This is a genomic window from Methylotetracoccus oryzae (genome assembly GCF_006175985.1).
Classification (GTDB): Bacteria; Pseudomonadota; Gammaproteobacteria; order Methylococcales; family Methylococcaceae; genus Methylotetracoccus; species Methylotetracoccus oryzae.
In genome coordinates, this window is record NZ_SRSH01000007.1 from 169431 (window position 1) to 191618 (window position 22188).

21 protein-coding genes are annotated in these 22188 nt (G+C 61.9%); 3 read left to right on the forward strand and 18 right to left on the reverse strand.

Annotated features, from left to right (window positions below; translation table 11 throughout):
• Positions 1-2: 2 nt before the first annotated feature.
• From accD to moeA, 7 genes are all read right to left on the reverse strand, one after another.
• A complete protein-coding gene (gene accD, locus BWR02_RS09125) occupies positions 3-953 on the reverse strand; it encodes an acetyl-CoA carboxylase, carboxyltransferase subunit beta (protein ID WP_139557425.1) in 951 nt (316 codons plus the stop codon).
• On the reverse strand, positions 950-1771 hold the full coding sequence (gene trpA, locus BWR02_RS09130; protein WP_139557426.1) for a tryptophan synthase subunit alpha: 822 nt from the start codon (positions 1769-1771) through the stop codon (positions 950-952). The genes accD and trpA overlap by 4 nt, the downstream gene beginning before the upstream one ends.
• Complete coding sequence (gene trpB, locus BWR02_RS09135; protein WP_268921405.1) at positions 1768-2991, reverse strand: tryptophan synthase subunit beta; 1224 nt, start codon at positions 2989-2991, stop codon at positions 1768-1770. The genes trpA and trpB overlap by 4 nt, the downstream gene beginning before the upstream one ends.
• Complete coding sequence (locus tag BWR02_RS09140) at positions 2966-3622, reverse strand: phosphoribosylanthranilate isomerase (RefSeq protein ID WP_139557428.1); 657 nt, start codon at positions 3620-3622, stop codon at positions 2966-2968. The genes trpB and BWR02_RS09140 overlap by 26 nt, the downstream gene beginning before the upstream one ends.
• Positions 3588-4433, reverse strand: a complete 846-nt coding sequence (gene truA / locus BWR02_RS09145; protein ID WP_139557429.1) for a tRNA pseudouridine(38-40) synthase TruA — start codon at positions 4431-4433, stop codon at positions 3588-3590. Before truA ends, BWR02_RS09140 begins: the two co-directional genes overlap by 35 nt.
• 85 nt (positions 4434-4518) lie before the next feature.
• Entirely contained in the window at positions 4519-6696 is a 2178-nt protein-coding gene (locus tag BWR02_RS09150; protein WP_139557430.1) for an iron-containing redox enzyme family protein, read from the reverse strand.
• A gap of 5 nt (positions 6697-6701) precedes the next feature.
• Positions 6702-7979, reverse strand: coding sequence for a molybdopterin molybdotransferase MoeA (moeA, locus tag BWR02_RS09155; protein WP_236102068.1), 1278 nt, complete (start codon positions 7977-7979; stop codon positions 6702-6704).
• A 60-nt stretch (positions 7980-8039) separates the two neighbouring features.
• On the opposite strand from moeA, the gene BWR02_RS09160 reads away from it, so the two are divergent.
• On the forward strand, positions 8040-9113 hold the full coding sequence (locus tag BWR02_RS09160; RefSeq protein ID WP_139557431.1) for a PA0069 family radical SAM protein: 1074 nt from the start codon (positions 8040-8042) through the stop codon (positions 9111-9113).
• Positions 9114-9198: 85 nt separating this feature from the next.
• On the opposite strand, the gene BWR02_RS09165 is transcribed toward BWR02_RS09160, so the two are convergent.
• From BWR02_RS09165 to BWR02_RS09180, 4 genes are read right to left on the reverse strand one after another with little or no spacing between them, the layout of a single operon-like run.
• Positions 9199-10257, reverse strand: a complete 1059-nt coding sequence (locus BWR02_RS09165) for a peptidylprolyl isomerase (RefSeq protein ID WP_139557432.1) — start codon at positions 10255-10257, stop codon at positions 9199-9201.
• 11 nt (positions 10258-10268) lie between these two features.
• A complete protein-coding gene (locus tag BWR02_RS09170; RefSeq protein WP_328591512.1) occupies positions 10269-10529 on the reverse strand; it encodes a BolA family protein in 261 nt (86 codons plus the stop codon).
• Positions 10530-10558: 29 nt separating this feature from the next.
• A complete protein-coding gene (locus BWR02_RS09175; protein WP_139557434.1) occupies positions 10559-10861 on the reverse strand; it encodes a YciI family protein in 303 nt (100 codons plus the stop codon).
• A 4-nt stretch (positions 10862-10865) separates the two neighbouring features.
• Positions 10866-11405 (reverse strand): septation protein A, encoded by a 540-nt coding sequence (locus BWR02_RS09180; protein WP_129884014.1) that lies wholly within the window; start codon positions 11403-11405, stop codon positions 10866-10868.
• A 300-nt stretch (positions 11406-11705) separates the two neighbouring features.
• On the opposite strand from BWR02_RS09180, the gene BWR02_RS09185 reads away from it, so the two are divergent.
• Positions 11706-12014: a DUF1244 domain-containing protein gene (locus tag BWR02_RS09185; protein WP_139557435.1), complete on the forward strand. Its 309-nt coding sequence runs from the start codon at positions 11706-11708 to the stop codon at positions 12012-12014.
• Between the two features lie 47 nt (positions 12015-12061).
• On the opposite strand, the gene gloA is transcribed toward BWR02_RS09185, so the two are convergent.
• The 4 genes from gloA to rlmE form a co-directional block, all read right to left on the reverse strand.
• The gene (gene gloA, locus BWR02_RS09190) at positions 12062-12457 is read right to left on the reverse strand and encodes a lactoylglutathione lyase (RefSeq protein ID WP_139557436.1); all 396 of its coding nucleotides are present in this window, start codon (positions 12455-12457) and stop codon (positions 12062-12064) included.
• Between the two features lie 46 nt (positions 12458-12503).
• Entirely contained in the window at positions 12504-13847 is a 1344-nt protein-coding gene (glmM, locus tag BWR02_RS09195; RefSeq protein WP_139557437.1) for a phosphoglucosamine mutase, read from the reverse strand.
• 332 nt (positions 13848-14179) lie between these two features.
• Positions 14180-16087, reverse strand: a complete 1908-nt coding sequence (ftsH, locus tag BWR02_RS09200) for an ATP-dependent zinc metalloprotease FtsH (RefSeq protein WP_236102083.1) — start codon at positions 16085-16087, stop codon at positions 14180-14182.
• A gap of 171 nt (positions 16088-16258) precedes the next feature.
• On the reverse strand, positions 16259-16888 hold the full coding sequence (gene rlmE / locus BWR02_RS09205) for a 23S rRNA (uridine(2552)-2'-O)-methyltransferase RlmE (protein WP_139557438.1): 630 nt from the start codon (positions 16886-16888) through the stop codon (positions 16259-16261).
• A 56-nt stretch (positions 16889-16944) separates the two neighbouring features.
• Here rlmE and yhbY point away from each other — a divergent pair, with 56 nt between their 5' ends.
• The gene (gene yhbY, locus BWR02_RS09210; protein WP_139557439.1) at positions 16945-17286 is read left to right on the forward strand and encodes a ribosome assembly RNA-binding protein YhbY; all 342 of its coding nucleotides are present in this window, start codon (positions 16945-16947) and stop codon (positions 17284-17286) included.
• Here the strand turns inward: yhbY and greA are convergent.
• The 3 genes from greA to carA are packed head-to-tail and all read right to left on the reverse strand — an operon-like array spanning position 17249 to position 22128.
• Complete coding sequence (greA, locus tag BWR02_RS09215) at positions 17249-17725, reverse strand: transcription elongation factor GreA (RefSeq protein ID WP_139557440.1); 477 nt, start codon at positions 17723-17725, stop codon at positions 17249-17251. The genes yhbY and greA overlap by 38 nt on opposite strands.
• A 39-nt stretch (positions 17726-17764) precedes the next feature.
• The gene (carB, locus tag BWR02_RS09220) at positions 17765-20980 is read right to left on the reverse strand and encodes a carbamoyl-phosphate synthase large subunit (RefSeq protein WP_139557441.1); all 3216 of its coding nucleotides are present in this window, start codon (positions 20978-20980) and stop codon (positions 17765-17767) included.
• A gap of 11 nt (positions 20981-20991) precedes the next feature.
• Positions 20992-22128: a glutamine-hydrolyzing carbamoyl-phosphate synthase small subunit gene (carA, locus tag BWR02_RS09225; RefSeq protein WP_139557442.1), complete on the reverse strand. Its 1137-nt coding sequence runs from the start codon at positions 22126-22128 to the stop codon at positions 20992-20994.
• Positions 22129-22188: the final 60 nt, after the last annotated feature.

The following is a 22188-nucleotide window of genomic DNA, read 5'->3' on the forward strand; positions in this document are numbered from 1 at the left end:
GTTCAGAGGGCTTCGGGACTATCCAGCGCCGAGCGAAAGGCTGACGTCGGTGCGGCAACCTCCGGTCGGGACAGCTCCGATTCGCGCCCCTTGTCTCTGGACTGGGCGCCCGTGAGCAGCAACAGCAGCCGGTGGATACGGTCACGCATTTCACGCCGATCGAGTATCAGGTCGATCGCGCCGTGCTCCAACAGAAACTCGCTCCGCTGAAACCCTTCCGGCAACTTCTCGCGGACCGTCTGCTCGATGACTCGTGGACCGGCAAAGCCGATCAGGGCGGCCGGCTCTGCTACGTTGATGTCACCCAGCATGGCGAGACTCGCCGAGACTCCCCCCATCGTCGGATCGGTCATGATTGAGATGAACGGCACACCCGCAGCGGACAGCCGGGCGAGGGCAGCACTGGTCTTGGCCATCTGAAACAGGGAGATGAGCGACTCTTGCATGCGTGCGCCGCCGCTGGCACTGAACACGACCAGTGGGATACGCTCGCGTAGGCTCTCGTTGACGGCACGAACGAAACGTTCACCCACGACCGAACCCATCGAGCCGCCCATGAATTCAAAATTGAAAGAGGCGGATACGATGGGAAGTCCTTTCAGATACCCCCGAACGACGATCAGCGCATCTTTCTCCCCCGTGCCTTTCTGCGACTGCACCAGGCGATCCTTGTACTTCTTGCTGTCCTTGAATTTCAGGGGATCCACCGGCGACAGTTGCTCGCCGATCTCCTGACGATTGCCGGGGTCAAGGAAGAAATGCAGACGACGTCGCCCATTGATACGCAAATGGTGGGCGCATTTCGGACAAACCTCGAGGTTCCGTTCCAACTCGGCCCGATACAGAATCGCGCCGCAGTGCGGGCATTTCGACCACAGGCCTTCGGGAACGGTGCTCTTGGTCGATGCCTCGGTCCGGATCTTTGCCGGAACGAACTTTTGAAACCAGCTCATGCGTCCCTCGCGGCGCTTGCGTCCATGGCCTCGCGCATGGCCCTGAGGATGTCAACGATCTGGGCCTGCGCCTGATCCGGACTGTCCTGGAAGGCTTCGATCTGGCTCACCAACGCGCTCCCGACCACGACCGCATCTGCGAAACGCGCAATCGTGCCCGCCATCTCGGCATTCTTCACGCCAAACCCGACGCCGACGGGCAATGAACTGATTTCCTTGATCGCTCGAATGCGTCGTTCGACGTCGTCCAAGTCGAGATTCGACGCGCCCGTTACGCCCTTCAGCGAGACGTAGTAGAGGTAGCCGCGACCGAGATCGGACATCTCTTGAACGCGCTCCGGACCGCTATTCGGTGCCAATAGGAAAATGGGATCCAGCCCGGCCTCGAGCATCAAGGGCAGCAGCTCACCTGACTCTTCGGGCGGCAGATCAACCGTCAATGCCCCATCGACACCAACTTCCCGTGCGCGCTCAACAAAGTTCCGGTAGCCCAGACTCTCGATCGGATTCAGGTAACCCATCAGCACCACCGGCGTAACGGTGTCGGTTCGGCGGAACGCCTCCACCAGGGCGAGCGTCTTGCGCAAGCTCATCTTGTGAGCGAGTGCGCGTTCACTTGCACGCTGAATCACCGGCCCGTCGGCCATGGGATCCGAGAACGGAATGCCCAGTTCAATGATGTCGGCCCCTGCCGCGACCATCGCATGCATGCAAGGCACGGTGAACTCGGCCGTCGGGTCACCGGCGGTCAAAAATGGAATCAGCGCCTTGCGCCCCGACTCCCGCAGCGCAGCGAACGTGTTCTGGATCCGGCTCACAGGCGGATACCCTCTCGTGTGGCTATCGTGTTGATGTCTTTGTCACCGCGCCCGGAAAGGTTCACGAGGATCTGCTGATCGGGCCTCATCGTGGCGGCCAGCTGGATCGCATATGCCACGGCATGGCTGGACTCGAGAGCCGGGATGATGCCCTCGGTCAGCGTCAGTGTGTGGAAGCCTTCCATCGCCTGCGCATCGGTGATGCCCACATACGTCGCCCGGCCACTGTCCTTCAGCCAGGCATGCTCGGGACCAACGCCGGGGTAGTCCAGCCCGGCAGAAATGGAATGGGTTTCGATGATTTCACCATCTTCGTCCTCCATCAGATACGTCCGGTTGCCGTGCAGTACCCCGGGCCGGCCCGCGCTCAGCGGGGCTGAATGCCGGCCGGTCTCGATGCCATCGCCGGCCGCTTCCACCCCATACATCGCTACATCGCAGTCGTCGATGAAGGGATGGAACAAGCCGATGGCATTCGACCCGCCGCCGACGCAGGCCACCAGCGCGTCGGGTAGTCGCCCAGTCAGTTCCCGCATCTGCTGTTTCGCCTCGCGCCCGATAACGGACTGGAAATCACGAACCATGGCTGGATAGGGATGCGGCCCGGCCACGGTGCCGATGATGTAAAAGGTGTCGTCCACATGAGTGACCCAGTCTCTCAGCGCCTCGTTCAGCGCGTCCTTCAGAGTCCGGGAACCCGACTCCACGGGCACCACCTCGGCGCCCAGCAACTTCATGCGGTAAACATTGAGGGACTGGCGCTCGACGTCCACGGCCCCCATGTACACAATGCACTTGAGACCGAGGCGCGCAGCCACTGTTGCCGTTGCGACCCCGTGCTGACCGGCACCGGTTTCGGCGATGATGCGCGGTTTGTTCATGCGCCGCGCCAACAACGCCTGGCCAACCGTATTGTTGACCTTGTGCGCACCGGTGTGATTCAGGTCTTCACGTTTCAGGTAGATCTGCGCGCCGCCGATTTCCCGGCTCAATCGCGCGGCGTGATAAACGGGCGACGGACGGCCGACATAGTGCTTGAGGTCGTGATCGAGTTCGGCGATGAAATCGGGGTCCGTGCGGTAGCGTTCATACGCGGCACGCAGTTCGGTCAGCGGCTCCATCAGCGTTTCCGCGACGAAAATACCGCCGTAAGGGCCGAAGTGTCCCCTTTCGTCCGGGAGATTGTAGGGTCCGCTAACGCGACCGCTGTCTTTGATCAAAGTCATAAACCTCTGTTAAGAAACGTGCGATCCTGGCAGCATCCTTGATGCCCTTCGCGCTCTCCACGCCGCTCGACACGTCGACGGCATAGGGTCTTGCTACTTCCAGCGCCTGCCCCACGTTGTCGGGGTTAAGTCCGCCCGCCAGAATGAGCTGCCGCCCCGGCGGCGCGACCGCGCGCTGCCAGTCGAAAGCCTGCCCAGTACCGCCCCGAATGTCTCCGTGGTAGGCGTCGAGCAAGAGCGCCAGCGCATCGGGAAACCGGGCAAACTCCGCTGCGAGATCGATGTCCGGCGCCATCTGTAACGCCCGGACATACGGTTTTCGAAAGCTGGCGCAATACTCGGGAGACTCGTCCCCATGGAACTGCAGCAGGTCGATGCGCACTTTGGACAGAACGCCGTCCACTTCGTGCCCGGTCGCGTTGACGAACAGGCCAACCACCGTCACGAATGGCCCGACCGCCGCCAGCACGGCCTGTGCGCGATCGATATCGACCGCCCGCGGGCTTGGCGGGTAGAACACCAGTCCGATCGCATCCGCGCCCAGCGCCACGGCCTGCTCGGCATCGCCGGGCTGAGTCAAGCCGCAGATTTTAACGCGAGTTCGTTGCCAGGGATACGCCGTCATGGGGATGATGGGGTCTGAAGCGGTCCACGCCCGGGGGCAGGCGCGAAAAGATCGAATCTTGTGGCACGGCGAAAGTGGCCGGGTACATGACGCTGGCGAAATATAACCCATCCGGCGGTGCGGTGACACTCGCAAGCGACCGGGACCGGGCGTCGAGGACTTCCCGGGCCCACTCGGGTTCAGCCTTGCCCGCACCTATTGTCATTAGAACACCGACGATGTTCCTAACCATGTGATGCAGGAATGCGTTGGCGACCAGATCCACGACGACCTGATCACCGTCACGGCTAACGTCGAGCAAGTGCATCCGACGGAAGGGGCTTTTCGACTGACAGCCCTGAGCCCGAAAAGACGAAAAATCATGTTCCCCGACCAGATGCTCGGCCCCACGCTGCATACGTACCTCGTCCAGCGGGTAGAAACACCAGGTGGCCCTGCGGTGCAATAGCGCCGAACGCATCGGGCGATTCAGGATGGCATAGCGGTAATACCGGGCGATCGCACTGTAACGCGCATGAAAGTCACACGGAACCACCCTGGCCCACAGCACCCTGACATCGTCGGGAAGCGCGCTGTTGGTCCCCATGATCCAGCCCCGCATTGGGCGCTCGACCGCGCAATCGAAATGGACGACTTGTTGCAGGGCATGGACGCCGGCGTCGGTGCGCCCTGACGCATGCACCCGAACGGAAATGGCCGCGACGCGACTCAGAGCGGTTTCGAGAACCTCCTGCACGGTCCTGCGCCCCTTTTGCCATTGCCAGCCCGCGAAGCGACTGCCGTCGTACTCGATCCCGAGGGCAACGCGCACTGGCCTCTCGCCATTCCGGACCTCGGAACGACTCACGGAGAAGACCGGGAAGGCATGGCCTGCGCCCGAGCAGGCTGTCCTGATTTCATGTTGGCTGCGGCCCCATCACTCGGGTACGAAGGCGCGGGACCCACCCGCGTGTCAGGTAAGCGGCCGCCAGTCGCCACTTGAAAGGGCGGGTCACGACGCGCAGCAGGTCGTACCCGCGCTGGATGCGCTGCCAGTGCTCCTGTTCTGCTGCCTCACCACCCAGGCCACGCGCCTCACGGAGATAAACCACGATGGCGTCCCTGGCCAGTGCGGCATGGCCGCTCGCAAGATTATCGATCGACTGGTGCAGCCTCACGATTTGGGCATCGATGCCCCAGTATTCGAGATCGCGCGCGACCTGTCCGTACGACGCGCCCAGGCCGCTGACCTCGATCGCCAGATTCAGACCCAACAACTCGGGCAGGAAGCGATGGGTGTGAACCGATATCGACAGCAGCAGCGCTGGAAGCTCGAAGGCTGCATCGAGAAAACGGGGACTTGATGCAAAGTCTATGGAGTCGACCGCCGGACAATCGATGCCGAGGCTGACCAAGAGCCTCCGATAGATCCAGGGATGATTCTGAACGACGTTCCCGCTGCCCAGTTCGTCGGCGTAAATGGTGGTGAGCCGCCGCGCAACCCCAGGGGACACGCGCGCCAGACCGTCCACCCGTTGCAGCCAGCACCCATCAACCAGAACCGCGGGGGCGAGTTGTTCGATACCGAACACATAGGCACCACGAGGCAGCTTCGGTACGCTTCGCGGCTTTGGTGAGGGTGAGTCGGTCTGGCGCCGGTAGAGCGCGTTCAACCACGTTTCGAAGGTTGCCTCGGAATAGGGAAACCGGTCACATCGGTGCCATGGATCGCGGGCTACCCGCTGCACACAGCGCTCGATATAGCGGCGTGCCGAGCAGAACGCCCCCGGCTGCTGTTCCTCCGGATTGACCAGCACGTGAAACAGGCTTCGGGGAACCGTGCACAACCTCCGGGCATCCCGCCGCACCAACGCCCCGACGCCGACCTCAGCGACCACCTGCGGCGCGCCACCACCCGCTCCAGCGGCAGCTCTATCTCCCGACTCCACCGCCATCGGAACCTTGTACGTAGGATCTGACACCGGTCGTCTGAGTCCGGCGAGCCAGGCTCGCAACGTGGCTTCCTCGTCGGCGGTCAGTACCCCGAACATCGGCCCGCCGAATCGGAACAGGGTCAACAGATGACTTCGCTCGGGCACCTCGCGGTCAATCCATGCCGATGCCGCCAATGCCGACAGCAAGGCGTCGGTCTGGAATGGCTGATCAGCAAACCAGGCGTCCAGGCTGCGTCCGCCGATCATCACGCCGCCGTGATACCCAGTCGCGAACGGTGCCTTGCTCAGCAGCAATCGGCGCATCGCGCCGACGACATCCACTGCGTTATGACGATGCGCCTCGAGCGCTTGCCAAGCCTGCTCGGTCAGCGATTGATGCAGGGCGATACCGCGGACCATGCGCGCATTGAGCAGGCTTCGGGTCTGGCCAGTGGCGCTGCGCCGCGCCGCTTTCCACGCAGCAGCCAGCACCGGGCGTTCGGCCTGCAGGCAACGCACCTGAGTTTGCAGAATCTCCAATAGGCCAGCGTGCTCCCGCGTGACATCACGTAGCCCGTCACACTGCGGAGCGGTGCTGCGAATCTCGGCGAGCGCGTAACCCAGAATCTCGGGGAAGAATGCGACCGGAAAACAGCCGAGGCCAAGGCGCAGGAATACCGCTTCATGGAGCAGGTCACCGGCTGAGTCCACGACGCCGCCAGCCGTCGCTGGCTGGCTGTCATCGGTCGCGTGCGCTGCAGCCCGCAGTTGATCGGTAGGGCTTCCCGGCGCAAAGCATCGAACATAGATGCCGAACAACAGGGCATGCGCCTGCCGATGGCCCGTGGCCGCCTGTGCAATACGGCACAGTTCGGCTCCCGCTCCGGCCAGCCAGGGCAAAAGGTAGCGCAAATCGTCGATGCTCGCCTTTGGCCCGGGACCGACCGGCGCCCTGTCCCGCTTCACCAGCGTTGCAAGGCGCGTCTCCAGTGCGGCGCGGGCCATCGACAACAGTTCGGGCGCATCGTCGTCGGTGGCCAGCCGACGACACAGAGTGCGATAGTCCCACCCGGCGCTGACCCGGGGGAAGCCGGTCGTGACGGCGCTGCGTGGGATGGACCGGGACGCTTCGTCGCCCGCGGTTGGACACGACCTGAACATGTCGGCTAGAACACCGCGGAAAACGGGAGCACGGCCACCTGGCTGCCCGCGGCAACCGGCCCTTCGGCCGCTGGCAGGACGATCAGGCCGTTGGCCAGGCTCATCGAGCGGAGAATCCCCGAGCCCTGGTTTCCGGTAGTCCGCACCTGATATCCGCTGCCGCCGGCCCGCGGAGTCAAGATGCCCCGCTGGAACTCCATGCGTCCAGGCTGTTTTTGCAGCGGCGTCTCGACCATTGCATTGATTAGAGGGATCAGCGGCCGGTCCAAAACACCCATCCGCTTTTCCAGCACCGGCCTCACGAACCAGCAGAACGCTACCAACGCCGCGACCGGGTTGCCCGGCAATCCGAAAAATATCGCGTTCTCTACAGACCCGAACGCCAACGGTCGCCCGGGCTTCATCGCCACTCGCCACAGGCTGATCCGCCCGATGTCGGCCACGACCTCGCGGATACGGTCGGCCGCGCCGCTGGACACGCCGCCGCTGGACACGATCAGGTCCAGATGAGTCGCCGCCGAGTGCAACGTGGCTACCAGCTCGCCGGGATCGTCGCGGACGATGCCGAGGTCGCAGACTTCGGCTCCCATACGCCGCAGCGCAGCCGAAAGCTGGTAACGATTGCTGTCATACACCATACCGGGTGTCAGCGCCCCCCCCAAACCGCGCACCTCGTCACCGGTCGACAGGACGCCGACGCGCAAGCGCCTGTAAACGGAAATCTCGACCAGACCTACCGAAGCCAGCAGTCCGATATCCGCGGGCATCAACCAGCGTCCGCAGGCCAGCAGGACCTCACCTGCGCGCAAATCCTCACCGGCCTGCCGCACGTTGGCGCCCGCACGGAGCGGCGGTGCGAAACGCACGTGGTCGTCATCCAGCGCCTGCGTCTGTTCCTGCATCACGACAGTGTCAGCGCCGTCGGGCATGACCGCGCCAGTCATGATCCGAACCGCTTCGTGGGCCGCTAGCGGATTACCCTGGTAAGGGGACCCGGCATACGCAACCCCGGCGACCCGAAAAGAGTTGTCCCCTTCGGCCAGATCGCTCGCGCGCACGGCGTAGCCGTCGACTGCGGAATTGGCATGAGCGGGGACCGGCCTGGCAGCGACCACGGATTGGGCCAAGACCCGCCCCACGGCCTCCCACAGCGGGACGCGCTCGCAGGCGGACACCGGAGCAACCTCTGACAGCATGGCTTGCAAAGCAAGATCGACCGGGAGGCTCTGCTGGTCAACGATGTCGTCGCAACTCATCTCGGCGTTCAGGTTAAGGCGCGTCAAGGAACGTGCGATGCTACCATGCGCCGTTGAGGATTCAGTCGGACTTCCCACTACGTCACTATGGTCAACGGACCCATCAAAGGTCGGGGCGCCATTACCAATCGTGCATCACGGTTCGACACCACCGTTCGGGAGCCCGACGAGGCCGCAGACTCCGGCATCGGGATCGGAGTGCCGCGAACGGAAGTCACCGAAGAATACGCGCGCTCCATCGTCTCGACCAACCGTTCGCCGGACATTCCTTTCGACCGGTCCATCAACCCTTACCGCGGCTGCGAACACGGCTGCATCTATTGCTACGCCCGACCGACACATGCCTACCTGGGCTTGTCGCCAGGGCTGGATTTCGAGACGCGGCTCGTCGTCAAGCGCAACGCCGCAGAGCAGCTGTCTACCGAGCTGGGGCGCAAGGGCTACCGCTGCGAACCGATCGCGCTCGGCGCCAATACCGACCCTTACCAGCCGGTCGAGCGGATCCATCGCGTGACGCGGGAAATTCTCGAGGTCCTGCACGATTGCCGACACCCGATCACGATCACGACGAAGTCGGCACTGATCGAACGTGATCTCGACCTGCTGGCGGCCATGGCCGAGCGCCGGCTGGTCGAGGTGCAAATCTCGATCACGACACTGGACGGACAACTCGCTCGGGTCATGGAACCCCGCGCCACAGCGCCTGCACGGCGCCTGGAGACAGTGCGGACACTGGCGGATGCCGGTGTGCCGGTGCGCTTGATGGTTGCCCCGTTGATCCCGTTCGTCAACGATGCGGATCTCGAGAATCTGATCACCGAAGGCGCGCGCCACGGCGCGCAGTCGGCGGGGTACATCGTTCTGCGGCTGCCGCTGGAAATCAAGGACCTTTTCCGGGAATGGCTGGAGGCCCACTTTCCGCTCCGGGCCCACCGCGTGCTTGCCTGCGTGACCGAACTGCATGGCGGTCAGTTGTACAACCCGCAATTCGGCAAGCGCCAGACTGGCACCGGGATATTCGCTGACTTGCTGCGACAGCGGTTCGCAATCGCACTGCGGAAATCGGGTATGCGTTGCGAGTTGCCACCGCTGGACTCCTCGCTGTTCCGTCCGCCGCGTCGGCACGCAGCGCAATTGGATCTGTTCGCGGAAGACGACTGAGGTCGTTCAAGTAGGGCGGCGGTTTTGGGCCGGATGCCGCGCGGAGCGTGACCCCGTGCGGCACCCGGCGGGAGTCGAGGAACGCCTATTCAGGCTGCTCAGGTGTCTGAGTGTCGTCCTCCGGTACTTCCTCCTCCGGTGGAACCTGCTCCTCGATGACCGTCTCCTCCTCAACCTCAACCGGTCCGCCAGCCTCGGCAGATTCGTCGTTGTCATCCGGCACTTCGGTCGCAGCGGGCGCCCCGGTCGCCGCAGGTGCCACGGCAGCGGGCGGCTGTCCCGGCTTGCCGGCCGCGGGGGCGTCGTACTTGATCAGCGTCTCGATCTTCGCCTGGCTCTTTTGTTCATCCAGATACCTCTGCAGCTTGTCACTCTGCAGGAACGACTGGACCTGCGGCTTCACGGATTCGTAGCTCGGCGCTTCCTGCTCCCGCGAGCTCTCCCGCTGGATCACGTGCCACCCAAAATCCGTCTTCACCGGAGCCTTGGTCGTTTCGCCATTCTTCAGCGCGATCACGGCATTCGCGAAGGGCGGAACCATCTGGTCTGGGGAGAACCACCCGAGATCACCACCATTGTTCTTGGAACCCGGATCCTTGGACAACTTCTTTGCGATCGCGTCGAACTTTTCACCCTTGCCGAGGCGCTTGATCACATCCAGAGCCGTCTTCTCGTCTTCCACCAGGATGTGCCGGGCCTTGTATTCGCTGGCCTTCATCGCGCCAACACGCTGGTCGTATTCCTTCCGGATTTCCTCGTCGGTAGGCGTCAGCTTTTTGAGCAGGTTTTCGGCTGCCACCTGCGACAAAGTCATCCGGATGGCATTGTCGACTCGCGCCGCTATCGACGGATCCTTCAACAATTGATCCTTTTCGGCCGACTGCCGCAGGATCTCACGCTTGACCAGTTCGTCGACGATCTTGTCCTTCGGCACCCCTTCGCCGCCGCGGCGCTGAGCAATCTCGGTGGCCAGCATGTCGACCGACTGCTTGCTGATCGGACGGCCATTCACGAGGACCGCCGTATCGTCGCGGGAAACCGGAGGTAGCACTATCGCTCCCTCGGCGGAGGTCTTGCCGGCCTGGTCGCAGGACCACAATGAAACACCGCTTAACGCAACCAGGACCAAAAGGCGTTTATTCATCTTGCAATTCCCTATTGTCTGTTTTCAATTCGGTCGAACTCGTCGGGCGCATAGGCTTTCATGCTGAAAGCATGAATGTCGGTCTGCATCAGATCGCCCAAAGCTTGATATACCAGCCGGTGCCGTGCGACGAGACTCTGGCCGGCAAACGGCTCGGCCACGATGATGGCGGAAAAGTGTCCGCCACCGCTTTGCCGGGCTCCGGCATGACCGGCATGGGCGGCACTGTCGTCGAACAGCTCGAGGTGCAGGGGCTCGAGGGCCTTTTCCAAACGCGCGCGGATCCGCTCGATTCGGGCACTCATCTCGGAAACACTCGCTTGAAGGGCTTGACGACGACCCGCTCATAGACGCCCTCGCGACGGTACGGATCTGCCGCGGCCCAGGCTTCGGCTTCCGCCAAACCGGGGAAATCGGCCACGATCAGGCTACCGGTAAATCCGGGATCGCCCGGATCGTCGGCGTCGATTGCCGGGTGCGGGCCGGCGAGAATCAGGCGCCCCTCGTTGGCGAGCACCTCCAGTCGGGCCAGATGGTCCGGTCGCGCCTTCCGACGCAATGCGCCACTACCCGGCACATCCTCACACAGGATTGCGTACAGCACCGATTCACTCCTGATGAGGTTCAGCCACGTACCGGTGCAGGTACAGGGTTTGCAGGATCACGAAAAAGAGCGTCAGCCCGATCAGACCAAACAGCTTGAAATTGACCCAGGTGTCGGTGTCGAAGCGGTAGGCAACGAACAGGTTGACGCAGCCGACGACGATGAAGAAAGAAGCCCACATCAGGTTGAGGCGTTTCCACACACCCGAAGGGAGTTCCACCTTGCCACCCAGCAAGCGCTCGATCGCGGTCCGCCGCCCGAAAATCTGGCTGAGCAGAAACGCCACACCGAACAGCCAATTCACGACCGTCGGCTTCCACTTGATGAACAGCTCATCCTGAAAGTACAGAGTTGCGCCACCGAAGACGGCGATCACGGCCAGTGTAATCAGGTGCATCGGCTCGATGCGTCGGGTTCGAAACCAGACGAAAGCGACCTGCACGACGGTCGCGATGATCGCCACTACGGTCGCGACATAAATGCCGTAGACCTTGAAGGCACCGAAGAACAGCAGGATCGGGAAAAAATCGACTAGAAGTTTCATGGTGAGCAGCGATTAGCTGGATCCTGCGTCATAACAGTGTTTCCTAACTGCAAGTCCTGCCGACGGCGGGCGACAATACACCAAGGGCATGGTCAGCAAACGTTCTGATAGGGCGGACCGGCCCTGAATGCGGATTCGACACCCGGTCTCTCGAGCATCGACGGGCCCTTGCGTTGCCTGAGCAGGTCGCTATGATACAAGAAAAAGTCGTGGACTGACGTTTCCATCATCTGCGCTGCGTGGCTTGGCTTCAGCGGGCACTTGCGCATTCCCTGTCGCTCCCAAGGTTGTAGGCCCAACGTGTCATTGGATTCATCCGCCCAAACGGCGATCGAAGCGGCGGCCTTTCGCCGCCTGCTGCAGCACCTCAGAGAACACCCCGAAGTCCAGAACATCGAGCTGATGATCACGGCTGACTTCTGCCGGAACTGCTTGGCCAAATGGCTGACAGAGGCCGCGCAGCAAGCCGGTGAACCGTTGGACGAGAGCGCCGCCCGCGAGTGGGTTTACGGCGAGCCCTACGCTCGGTGGAAGGAAAAATTTCAGCGCGAAGCCACTCCCGAGCAACTCGAAGCCCTGAGACAGCGGCAATCCAAGACCGACACCTAAGGCTTACGCTGCGTTGCCGGAGACGGTTTCGTAACGTCGCTCCGAATTCACGGGTTTTCCAAGCAACGACCGATCAGTTCGATTCGGTATCCGTCAGGATCTTCTACGAAAGCAATGACGGTACGGCCGTGTTGCATGGGGCCGGCTTCCCGAACGATCCGCGCTCCCCGGCTACGCAACTCCTCGACCGCAGCGTAGACGTCATCAACCTCTACGGCCAGGTGTCCGAAGGCGTTGCCGAGCTCGTACCGTTCCACCCCCCAATTGAAGGTCAATTCGAGCACCGTATGCTCGGATTCGTCGCCGTAACCAACGAAGGCCAAGGTGAATCGGCCCTCCGGGTAATCATGTTGCCGCAGCAGCTTCATACCCAACACATTGACGTAAAAGTCGATCGAGCGTTCCAGGTTTCCGACCCGGATCATCGTATGTAGCAAACGCATGAGTTTTCCCGTTGGCAGAAACGACCGGCGATGGTTTGCAAGCGAGTCAGAGCGACAGAGCGGCCCGGACATCGTCCGCCAGGCGATGCGCGAGCTGGTCGACGAGTTCGCGATCCTGACCCTCGACCATGACACGTACCAGCGGCTCTGTTCCCGATGAGCGCAGCAACACGCGCCCCCTTCCCTTAAGCCGAGCTTCGACATCTTCCCTCGCACGCCGGATGGACTGATGGGACTCGAGGTTGGTCCTCACGTCGACACGGACGTTGACCAGACACTGCGGATACTTGGTCATGCCAGATTTCAGTTCGTGCAGGGATTTCCCCTGCGCCTTCATCTCGGCAAGCACCTGCAAGGCCGCGACGATACCGTCCCCCGTCGTCGTGCGGTCACGGCAGATGATATGCCCGGAACCCTCGCCCCCGAGCATGCTGTCGTGCGATTCCATCAGTTCCAGTACATAGCGGTCGCCGACCGCAGCACGCTGCAGGGGGACATCGATCGCCGCAAGCGCATGCTCCAGCCCCAGATTGCTCATCAAGGTACCGATCACCGGGCCCCGCAACTGCCCCTGGTCAAGGCGGGAACGGGCGATGATGTACAACAATTCATCACCGTCTACGATTTCACCACGATGATCGACCATGATCACGCGATCCCCGTCGCCATCGAAGGCGACACCGAGATCGGCGCCTGCTTCGACCACAGCCTGGCGCAATAACTCCGGCTGGGTCGCACCCACGGCATCATTGATGTTGAGCCCGTCGGGTGAAACGGCAAGCGCCGTGACTTTCGCGCCGACTTCAGCGAACACATGGGGAGCGATGTGGTACGTGGCTCCGTTGGCACAGTCGACAACGACCTTGAGCCCGGCGAATTCGGTACCGGCCGGGATCGTACTCTTGCAGAATTCGATGTAGCGCCCCGCGGCATCTTGGATGCGCGCGGCCTTACCCAGCCCCGATGAGGGCACGGTGGTCATAGGTTGGTCGATCTGTTCCTCGATGCGCAGTTCGACCTCGTCGGGCAGCTTCAAACCCTGCCCGGAAAAGAACTTGATTCCGTTGTCCGCGTACGGGTTATGGGAAGCGCTGATCACGATGCCGGCCTGGGCCCGAAAGGTGCGGGTCAAATAGGCGACTGCCGGTGTCGGCATGGGGCCGAGCAACTGGGTATTGACCCCCGCCGCGGCCAACCCGGCCTCCAGCGCAGACTCGAACATGTAGCCCGAGATGCGGGTATCCTTGCCGATGATCACCTTGCGTGGGCCAGTGCCTCCGGCAAATACCTTGCCCGCAGCCCAGCCCAGCTTCAGCATGAAATCGGGTGTTATCGGATAAGTGCCGACCGTACCGCGTATACCGTCGGTCCCAAAAAAACGCTTCTTCATGTGTATTCTCCTCCCCTCCCAGGGATTGGCCGGATCGCCGCAGCGAACCGCGACGGCGTAACGGTGAGGTCATAGCGGTCGCGGCACCAATTCCATCTACCCATCCGCCCTAATTTACCGTTTTACAGACTCCTGACATCCGCCCAACGCCGATTCGCCTGTCCAAGGAATCACGAAACAGGAGCGAGTGTAGCGAAAATCGTCGTCGGGAGGGAACGGGAAGTGAGCGGGGGCGTGACGCCGAAGGTCGCGATACGCGGGGAAGGCATGTTCCAAAAAAAACCCCCGGGCGCATTGGCATGCGCCCGGGGGCTTGGCTTCAGCGCAACGAGCTAGTGTTGCGCGGCAGGACGACCGAACGTCGGCGCATCGTCAGCGCGAGGCGGCGCGTCAGCCGTCTGGCCCCCACTGGGCGGGGTCTGGTCTTCCCAGCCCTGCGGCTCGCGCGGCACACGCCCCTCCATGATGTCGTCGATCTGCAACCGATCGATGGTCTCGTACTTCATCAGGGCATCGGCCATCAAGTGCATCTTGTCGATGTTCTCGCGCAGGATACGCTCCGACCGCTCGTAGTTCCTGTCGATGATGGAACGAATTTCCTCGTCGATCAGGTGTGCCGTCTCTTCCGAAACTGATTTGTGCTTCGTCACGGATCGGCCGAGGAATACCTCACCCTCCTCTTCACTGTAAGCCAGGGGACCCAGCCGCTCGGACAAACCCCAACGAGTCACCATGCTGCGAGCCAGATTCGTCGCCCGCTCGATGTCGTTTTGAGCGCCAGTGGTCACCCGTTCCTTGCCAACGATCATTTCTTCAGCGATGCGGCCACCGAAAAGACTGGAGATCTGACTCTCGAGCTTCTGCTTGCTGGCACTGTACTGGTCGCGTTCGGGCAAGAACATCGTAATGCCCAAGGCCCGACCACGCGGCATGATGCTGACCTTGTAGACCGGATCGTGTTCCGGGACCAGTCGGCCGACGATCGCATGCCCCGCTTCGTGATATGCGGTCAGACGTTTTTCGTCTTCGCTCATGACCATGGACTTGCGCTCGGCGCCCATCAGGATCTTATCCTTGGCCTTCTCGAAGTCGGACATGTCGATCACGCGCTTATTTTTACGCGCTGCGAACAGAGCCGCTTCATTGACGAGGTTGGCAAGATCGGCGCCCGAGAAACCCGGCGTACCACGAGCCAGGTATTTCGGCTCGACGTTGTCGGCCACAGGAGTACGCTTCATGTGCACTTTCAGGATCTGCTCGCGACCACGCACGTCCGGCAGGCCGACTGTGACCTGACGATCGAAGCGGCCAGGGCGCAACAGTGCCGGGTCAAGAACGTCCGGTCGGTTGGTGGCCGCAATCACGATGATGCCTTCCGTGCCCTCGAAGCCGTCCATCTCGACGAGCAACTGGTTGAGGGTCTGCTCCCGCTCGTCGTGTCCACCGCCCAGGCCGGCCCCGCGGTGACGACCAACGGCATCGATTTCGTCGATGAAAATGATGCACGGAGCATGCTTCTTGGCCTGCTCGAACATGTCCCTAACACGGGAGGCACCAACGCCGACGAACATTTCGACGAAATCCGAGCCCGAGATCGAGAAGAACGGCACTTTCGCTTCGCCGGCGATGGCGCGAGCCAACAGCGTCTTACCGGTTCCGGGCGGACCCACCATCAGAGCCCCGCGCGGAATTTTGCCGCCCAGCTTCTGGAATTTGCTCGGATCTTTGAGGAAGTCGACCATCTCGGTCACATCTTCCTTCGCTTCTTCAACGCCGGCGACATCGGCGAACGTCACCTTCACCTGATCTTCTTCGATCAGCCGCGCCTTGCTCTTGCCGAAGGACATCGCCCCGCGACCACCGGCTCCGCCCTGCATCTGCCGCATGAAGAAAATCCAGACGGCGATCAGCAGCAGCATCGGGAACCAGGAGATGAAGATCTGCATCAACAGCGACTGCTGCTCCGGCGGCTGCGCCTTGATCTCGACATGGTTCTTTAGCAAATCGTCGACCATGTGAGGATCTTCGGGAGTGTAAGTGGCGAATTTCTCGCCGCTGCCGAGGACACCTTTGATCATCGGTCCGTCGATGGTCACTTGCTTGACCTGCCCTTCATTCACCGCAGCGATGAATTGCGAGTAGGACATACTGGAATCAGTGGCTTTGCGATTGCCGAAATTGTTGAATACAGACATCAACACGACGGCAATAACCACCCACAGGACAATGTTCTTCAACATATCATTCACGTCCACCACTCCCTAATTCGGATTGGAACCCGAGTGTATCTCATTGTTTAGCGAAATTCTAAGTTTGTAACCCGGACCGCGGGTGCACGGTGTTTTTCCGCGCACCGAAAATAGGACAAGGGCCCCGCGGGATGGTTCCAGAAGGATCAGGTGGATTGTTCGTCAGCCTGCCGGCGCACGGTAACCGCTTGCAACGACGTAAGTTTCCGGGCTACGGCTCCGCGACGCCTTGGGCTTGCTAAGCGCCACACGGCTGAAGTTCGCGCGGACCGTGCGCAGAAATTCGTCGAAACCGGTACCCGAGAACGTCTTTACGACCAGCGTGCCGCCCGGACGCAGGACCTGTTGCGCCAAGTCCAGTGCGAGCTCCACCAGGTATAAGGACCGTGGTATATCGACCCCGCGTATGCCACTCATGTTCGGAGCCATATCGGACAAGATCAGGTCTACCGGACGCCCGACCAGTTCCGCCCGCAAGCGAGCGAGCGTGGCATCCTCACGAAAGTCGCCCTGAATGAAGCTCACCCCGGGCAAGGGTTCCATGGCCAGGATGTCGAGCGCTATAATCGCGCCTCCCGGCCTGATGCGGTTGACCGCAAACTGCGACCAGCCTCCAGGGGCCGCGCCAAGGTCCACCACAGTCATTCCGGAACGGAGCAGCCTAAAACGCTGGTCCAATTCTTCGAGCTTGAAGACGGCGCGTGAGCGGTAACCCAGTTCCCTCGCTTTCTTTACATATTCGTCGCTGTGATGCTCGGCCAGCCACCGGCTGCTCGTAGGACGTCTAGCCAAATCGGAACGCTCCGTCAGCAGGGGACATCCGAACACTTTCACCAGACAACATCGGCATGATCACTTCCCAGCAGAAGAAACTTCTCAAGGCGAGGGCGCATACCCTCAAGCCCGTCGTCATCACCGGCGCAGCCGGCCTTACTCCTGCGGTCACTGCCGAGATCGACCGTGCGCTCGAGCATCATGAACTGATCAAGGTCAGGATCAACGCCGATACGCCACAGCAACGATCAGCGCTGGCAGCCGAGGTCTGCACCGAACTTCAGGCCGACCACGTACAGACCGTCGGCCATGTCGTCACGCTCTATCGGGAAAAACCGCCGGCGCCCGCGACGGGCCGCGGCCTCCCGAAGAAACGCACTAGATATACCGGATCTGCAAAATCTCGTACTCCCTGACGCCACCGGGAGCCTGCACGGTCGCAACATCCTCGACGTGTTTGCCGATCAGCGCCCGCGCGATCGGCGACGAGATTGAAATCAATCCCTGCTTGATATCGGCTTCGTCCTCGCCGACGAGCTGATAGGTGACCGTGTTCCCGGTCGCGAGATCTTCGAGTTCAACCGTCGCGCCGAAAACCACCTTCCCGTCCGCATTGACTCGCGTCACGTCGATGATTTGCGCGTTGGCCAGTTTCGCCTCGATTTCGTTGATTCGCCCTTCGGTAAACGCCTGCTCCTCGCGAGCCGCGTGATACTCGGCGTTCTCCTTCAGATCGCCGTGCGCCCGCGCCTCGGCAATGGCCTGGATGATTTTGGGACGGCGCACCGACTTGAGGTGATTCAGTTCTTCCCTCAACTTCTCGGCACCGCGAGTGGTAATCGGCGTTTTGTTCATGGTTGTGGTTCGGGATGCGGATGGAAATGTCGCCGCCGTTCAGAAGTCCCCGTGGAGATCCTGCAGCCTGCAGACGCCAGCCGATTGCGCTTCGTCGAGTGCGAAGCAGATCGCGCGTGCGCCTGACACCGTCGTCGTGTAGGTGACCTGACGTTGTAACGCCTGCCGCCGAATCGTGAATGAATCGGCGATCGCCTTCGCGCCTTCGGTCGTGTTGATGATCAGATGCAGTTGCCCGTTCTTGATCATGTCAACGATGTGCGGACGGCCCTCGTAGACCTTGTTGACCACCTCGCAAGGCACACCCGCATCCACCAGGGTTTGCGCGGTCCCCCGAGTGGCGACCAGGGAAAAGCCCTTCGACACCAGGTCGCGCGCGATCGGGACAATCTTGACCTTGTCCGCATCGCGGATACTGATCAGTGTCACACCACTGGTGGGCAGACGCACATTCGCGGCACGCTGCGCCTTGCCATAGGCTTCACCGAACGTGGCGCCGACCCCCATGACCTCACCGGTGGATTTCATCTCGGGACCGAGCACGGGATCGACCCGGGGAAACTTGATGAACGGGAACACCGCTTCCTTGACCGAGAAGTAGGACGGAACCCGCTCCTCGACGATCCCCTGTTCGGCCAAGGTCCGGCCCACCATGCAGCGCGCGGCGACCTTTGCCAACTGATAGCCGGTTGCCTTGGACACGAAGGGAACGGTGCGGGAGGCCCTGGGGTTGACTTCCAAAATAAAGACATCCCGCCCCTGGATCGCGAACTGCGCGTTCATCAGGCCGACCACATTCAGCGACTCGGCCAGCAATTTGACCTGCTCGCGAATCTGCAACTGGATGGCAGCATCCAGATCGTAAGGCGGAATGGAGCAGGCCGAATCGCCCGAATGGACTCCTGCCTGCTCGATATGTTGCATCAGTCCGCCGACGAGAACCTCCGATCCGTCCCGAACGGCGTCGACATCCATCTCGATCGCATCATCCAGAAACCGGTCCAGCAAAACCGGCGACTCGTTCGAGACGCTGACCGCCTCGCGCATGTAGCGGCGCAACTCGTCGTCGTTGAAGACGATCTCCATCGCCCGTCCACCCAGCACATACGACGGTCGCACGACCAGCGGATAACCGATCTGCTGCGCGCAGGCCACGGCCTCATCCAGGGATCGAGCCGTCTTGTTGGGCGGCTGCTTCAGACCGAGACGCTCGATCAAGAGCTGGAAGCGCTCCCGATCCTCGGCCAGATCGATGGAGTCGGGCGAGGTGCCGATGATGGGCGCGCCCGCGGCTTCAAGCGCTCGCGCGAGCTTCAGCGGCGTTTGTCCTCCGTACTGCACCACAACTCCGTACGGCTGTTCGAGATCGATGATCTCCAGCACGTCTTCTAGCGTCAGCGGCTCGAAGTAGAGCCGATCGGAGGTGTCGAAATCGGTCGAGACCGTTTCCGGATTGCAGTTCACCATGATGGTTTCAAAGCCATCCTCGCGCAGCGCCATCGCAGCATGGACGCAGCAGTAATCGAACTCGATGCCCTGCCCGATCCGGTTCGGCCCGCCACCGAGCACCATCACCTTCCGCCGCGTCGACGGCTCCGCCTCGCACTCCTGCTCGTAGGTCGAGTACAGGTAGGCCGTCGAACTCGCAAACTCGGCGGCGCAGGAATCGATACGCTTGTAGACTGGCTTGATACCGAAACCACGGCGCAGGGAACGGATCGCGTCGGCGCTGCTGCCCAGCAAAGAGGCGAGACGCGAGTCGGCGAAACCCTTGCGCTTCAGGGCGAACAAGTCGGCCCGGGACAACCCGGTCGCCTGACGCCCGGCCAGATCGGCCTCGGTCGCAATCAGGTCTTCGATTTGCGCCAAAAACCACGGGTCGATCCGGCTGTGCTCATGGACTTCGTCCAGTGTCCAGCCGCTGCGAAAGGCATCGGCAACATGCAGGATGCGCTCCGGCCCCGGGTAGTGCAGTTCGCGCTGCAGGCTTTCGCGGACGTTGCCGGCCGCGGGATCCAGCCGGCTGACCAGGCCGTCTATCCCGGTTTCGAGACTGCGCAAGGCCTTTTGCAGGGACTCCTGGAAGGTGCGGCCGATCGCCATCGCCTCGCCCACCGACTTCATCTGGGTGGTCAGCCGATCATCCGCCTGCGGAAACTTTTCGAACGTGAAACGCGGAATCTTCGTTACGACGTAATCGATGGTCGGTTCGAACGATGCCGGCATCGCGCCGCCGGTGATCTCGTTGCGCAACTCGTCGAGTGTATAACCGACCGCGAGTTTCGCTGCGACCTTGGCAATCGGAAAACCGGTCGCCTTCGAGGCCAGGGCCGAGGAACGCGATACGCGCGGATTCATTTCGATGACGACCATGCGGCCGTCAGCCGGATTGACCGCAAACTGCACATTCGACCCGCCGGTGTCGACGCCGATCTCGCGGAGCACGGCGATCGATGCATCCCGCATCAACTGGTATTCCTTGTCGGTCAGCGTCTGCACGGGTGCAACGGTAATCGAGTCGCCCGTATGCACGCCCATCGGATCGAAGTTCTCGATCGAGCAGACGATGATGCAGTTGTCGTTGCGGTCCCGCACGACTTCCATCTCAAACTCTTTCCAGCCGAGCACCGATTCTTCGATCAGCAGTTCCCGGGTTGGCGACAGATCGAGCCCACGCTCGCAGATCTCGACGAACTCCTCGCGGTTGTAGGCGATGCCACCGCCGCTGCCGCCCAGCGTAAACGACGGACGGATAATCGTCGGGTACCCGATGCGGTCGAGCACCTCCAACGCCTCATCCAGCGTGTGCGCGACTTCGGAGCGGGGCGTCGCCAGCCCGATGCGGTTCATCGCCTTGCGGAAACGATCGCGGTCCTCGGCCTTGTCGATCGCGTCCTTCCTGGCACCGATCAATTCCACGCCGAACCGATCAAGCACCCCTTCCCGATCGAGATCGAGGGCGCAATTCAGGGCTGTTTGTCCACCCATCGTCGGCAGCAAGGCATCCGGGCGCTCCTTTTCGATGATCTGGGCGACGGTCTGCCAATCGATCGGCTCGATGTAGGTCGCATCGGCCATTTCCGGGTCGGTCATGATCGTGGCGGGGTTCGAGTTGACCAGGACCACGCGGTAGCCTTCCTCACGCAAGGCCTTACAGGCCTGCGCCCCGGAGTAGTCGAACTCGCAGGCCTGACCGATGACGATCGGCCCGGCGCCCAGCAGCAGAATGGATTCGATATCGGTTCTTTTCGGCATGTCGTGCTCTGCTACGTTCGGCGACTCGTACCCTTCATTCTCTCGATGAAGGCATCGAACAAGGGGCTCAGGTCATGCGGACCCGGGCTGGCTTCCGGATGACCCTGGAAGCTGAATGCGGGCCGGTCGGTCCGTTCGATGCCTTGCAGGCTCTGGTCGAACAAAGACCGGTGAGTTGCGCGCAGCGTCACGGGCAGACTGTCTTCATCGACCGTAAAGCCGTGGTTCTGGCTCGTGATCATGACCTTCCCCGTTGCAAGATCCTGCACCGGATGGTTCGCGCCATGATGGCCGAACTTCATCTTGACGGTCCTTGCACCGCTGGCCAGTGCCAGCAGTTGGTGGCCCAGGCAGATGCCGAAGACCGGGACTCCGGCGTCGACGATGGCGCGTATCGCCTCGATTGCATAGGTGCAGGGCTCGGGATCACCCGGACCATTCGACAGAAACACCCCATCCGGGCGCCGCGCGAGAACGGCGACGGCCGGCGTCGTCGCCGGCACCACGGTGACGCGGCACCCGCGGTCGGCGAGTAGCCTCAAGATGTTGTGCTTGATACCGAAGTCGTAGGCCACGACCTCGTAACCGAACTCGGCCAGCTCACGATGCCCCTCGCCGAGTTGCCAAGCGCCTTGAGTCCACGCGTACTCTTCATTGACGGTGACCTCCCGCGCCAAGTCCATACCTTTCAGCCCGGGAAATTCCTGTGCCAGCGCGATCGCGCGCTCGGGGACAATGTCACCCCCGGCGACCAGACACCCGCGCTGCGCACCCTTGTCCCGCAGGATCCGGGTCAACTGGCGGGTATCGAGGCCGGCGATTCCGACGATCCCCGAGGCTCGTAGAAAATCGGTGAGACTCCGACCGGACCGCCAGTTGCTGAACCGCGCCGGCACATCGCGGACAACCAACCCGGCGGCGAACGGACGCACCGATTCCGCATCTTCGTCGTTGATCCCGGTATTGCCGATATGGGGATACGTCAGGGTGACGATCTGCCGCGCGTAGGAGGGATCCGTCAGGATCTCCTGATAGCCCGTGATCGCGGTATTGAACACCACTTCACCGACAGAACTGCCGTCGGCACCGACGGCGACGCCATCGAACACCGTTCCATCTTCGAGAGCCAGGAATGCGGGTCTATCCAAAAAAGCCACCTTTAGACGTGCAAAACGGGAGGAGCCCGGAGGACTCGTCCCGTCAATCCG

Bases quoted from the DNA above. Each gene is read 5' to 3' on its own strand.
- BWR02_RS09180 (WP_129884014.1), bottom strand. From the start codon at position 11,405: ATGAAACTTCTAGTCGATTTTTTCCCGATCCTGCTGTTCTTCGGTGCC.
- glmM (WP_139557437.1), bottom strand. From the start codon at position 13,847: ATGAAGAAGCGTTTTTTTGGGACCGACGGTATACGCGGTACGGTCGGC.
- BWR02_RS09165 (WP_139557432.1), bottom strand. From the start codon at position 10,257: ATGAATAAACGCCTTTTGGTCCTGGTTGCGTTAAGCGGTGTTTCATTG.
- gloA (WP_139557436.1), bottom strand. From the start codon at position 12,457: ATGCGTTTGCTACATACGATGATCCGGGTCGGAAACCTGGAACGCTCG.
- BWR02_RS09160 (WP_139557431.1), top strand. From the start codon at position 8,040: ATGGTCAACGGACCCATCAAAGGTCGGGGCGCCATTACCAATCGTGCA.
- BWR02_RS09150 (WP_139557430.1), bottom strand. From the start codon at position 6,696: ATGTTCAGGTCGTGTCCAACCGCGGGCGACGAAGCGTCCCGGTCCATC.
- accD (WP_139557425.1), bottom strand. From the start codon at position 953: ATGAGCTGGTTTCAAAAGTTCGTTCCGGCAAAGATCCGGACCGAGGCA.
- ftsH (WP_236102083.1), bottom strand. From the start codon at position 16,087: ATGTTGAAGAACATTGTCCTGTGGGTGGTTATTGCCGTCGTGTTGATG.
- greA (WP_139557440.1), bottom strand. From the start codon at position 17,725: ATGAACAAAACGCCGATTACCACTCGCGGTGCCGAGAAGTTGAGGGAA.
- carB (WP_139557441.1), bottom strand. From the start codon at position 20,980: ATGCCGAAAAGAACCGATATCGAATCCATTCTGCTGCTGGGCGCCGGG.
- BWR02_RS09140 (WP_139557428.1), bottom strand. From the start codon at position 3,622: ATGACGGCGTATCCCTGGCAACGAACTCGCGTTAAAATCTGCGGCTTG.
- yhbY (WP_139557439.1), top strand. From the start codon at position 16,945: ATGATCACTTCCCAGCAGAAGAAACTTCTCAAGGCGAGGGCGCATACC.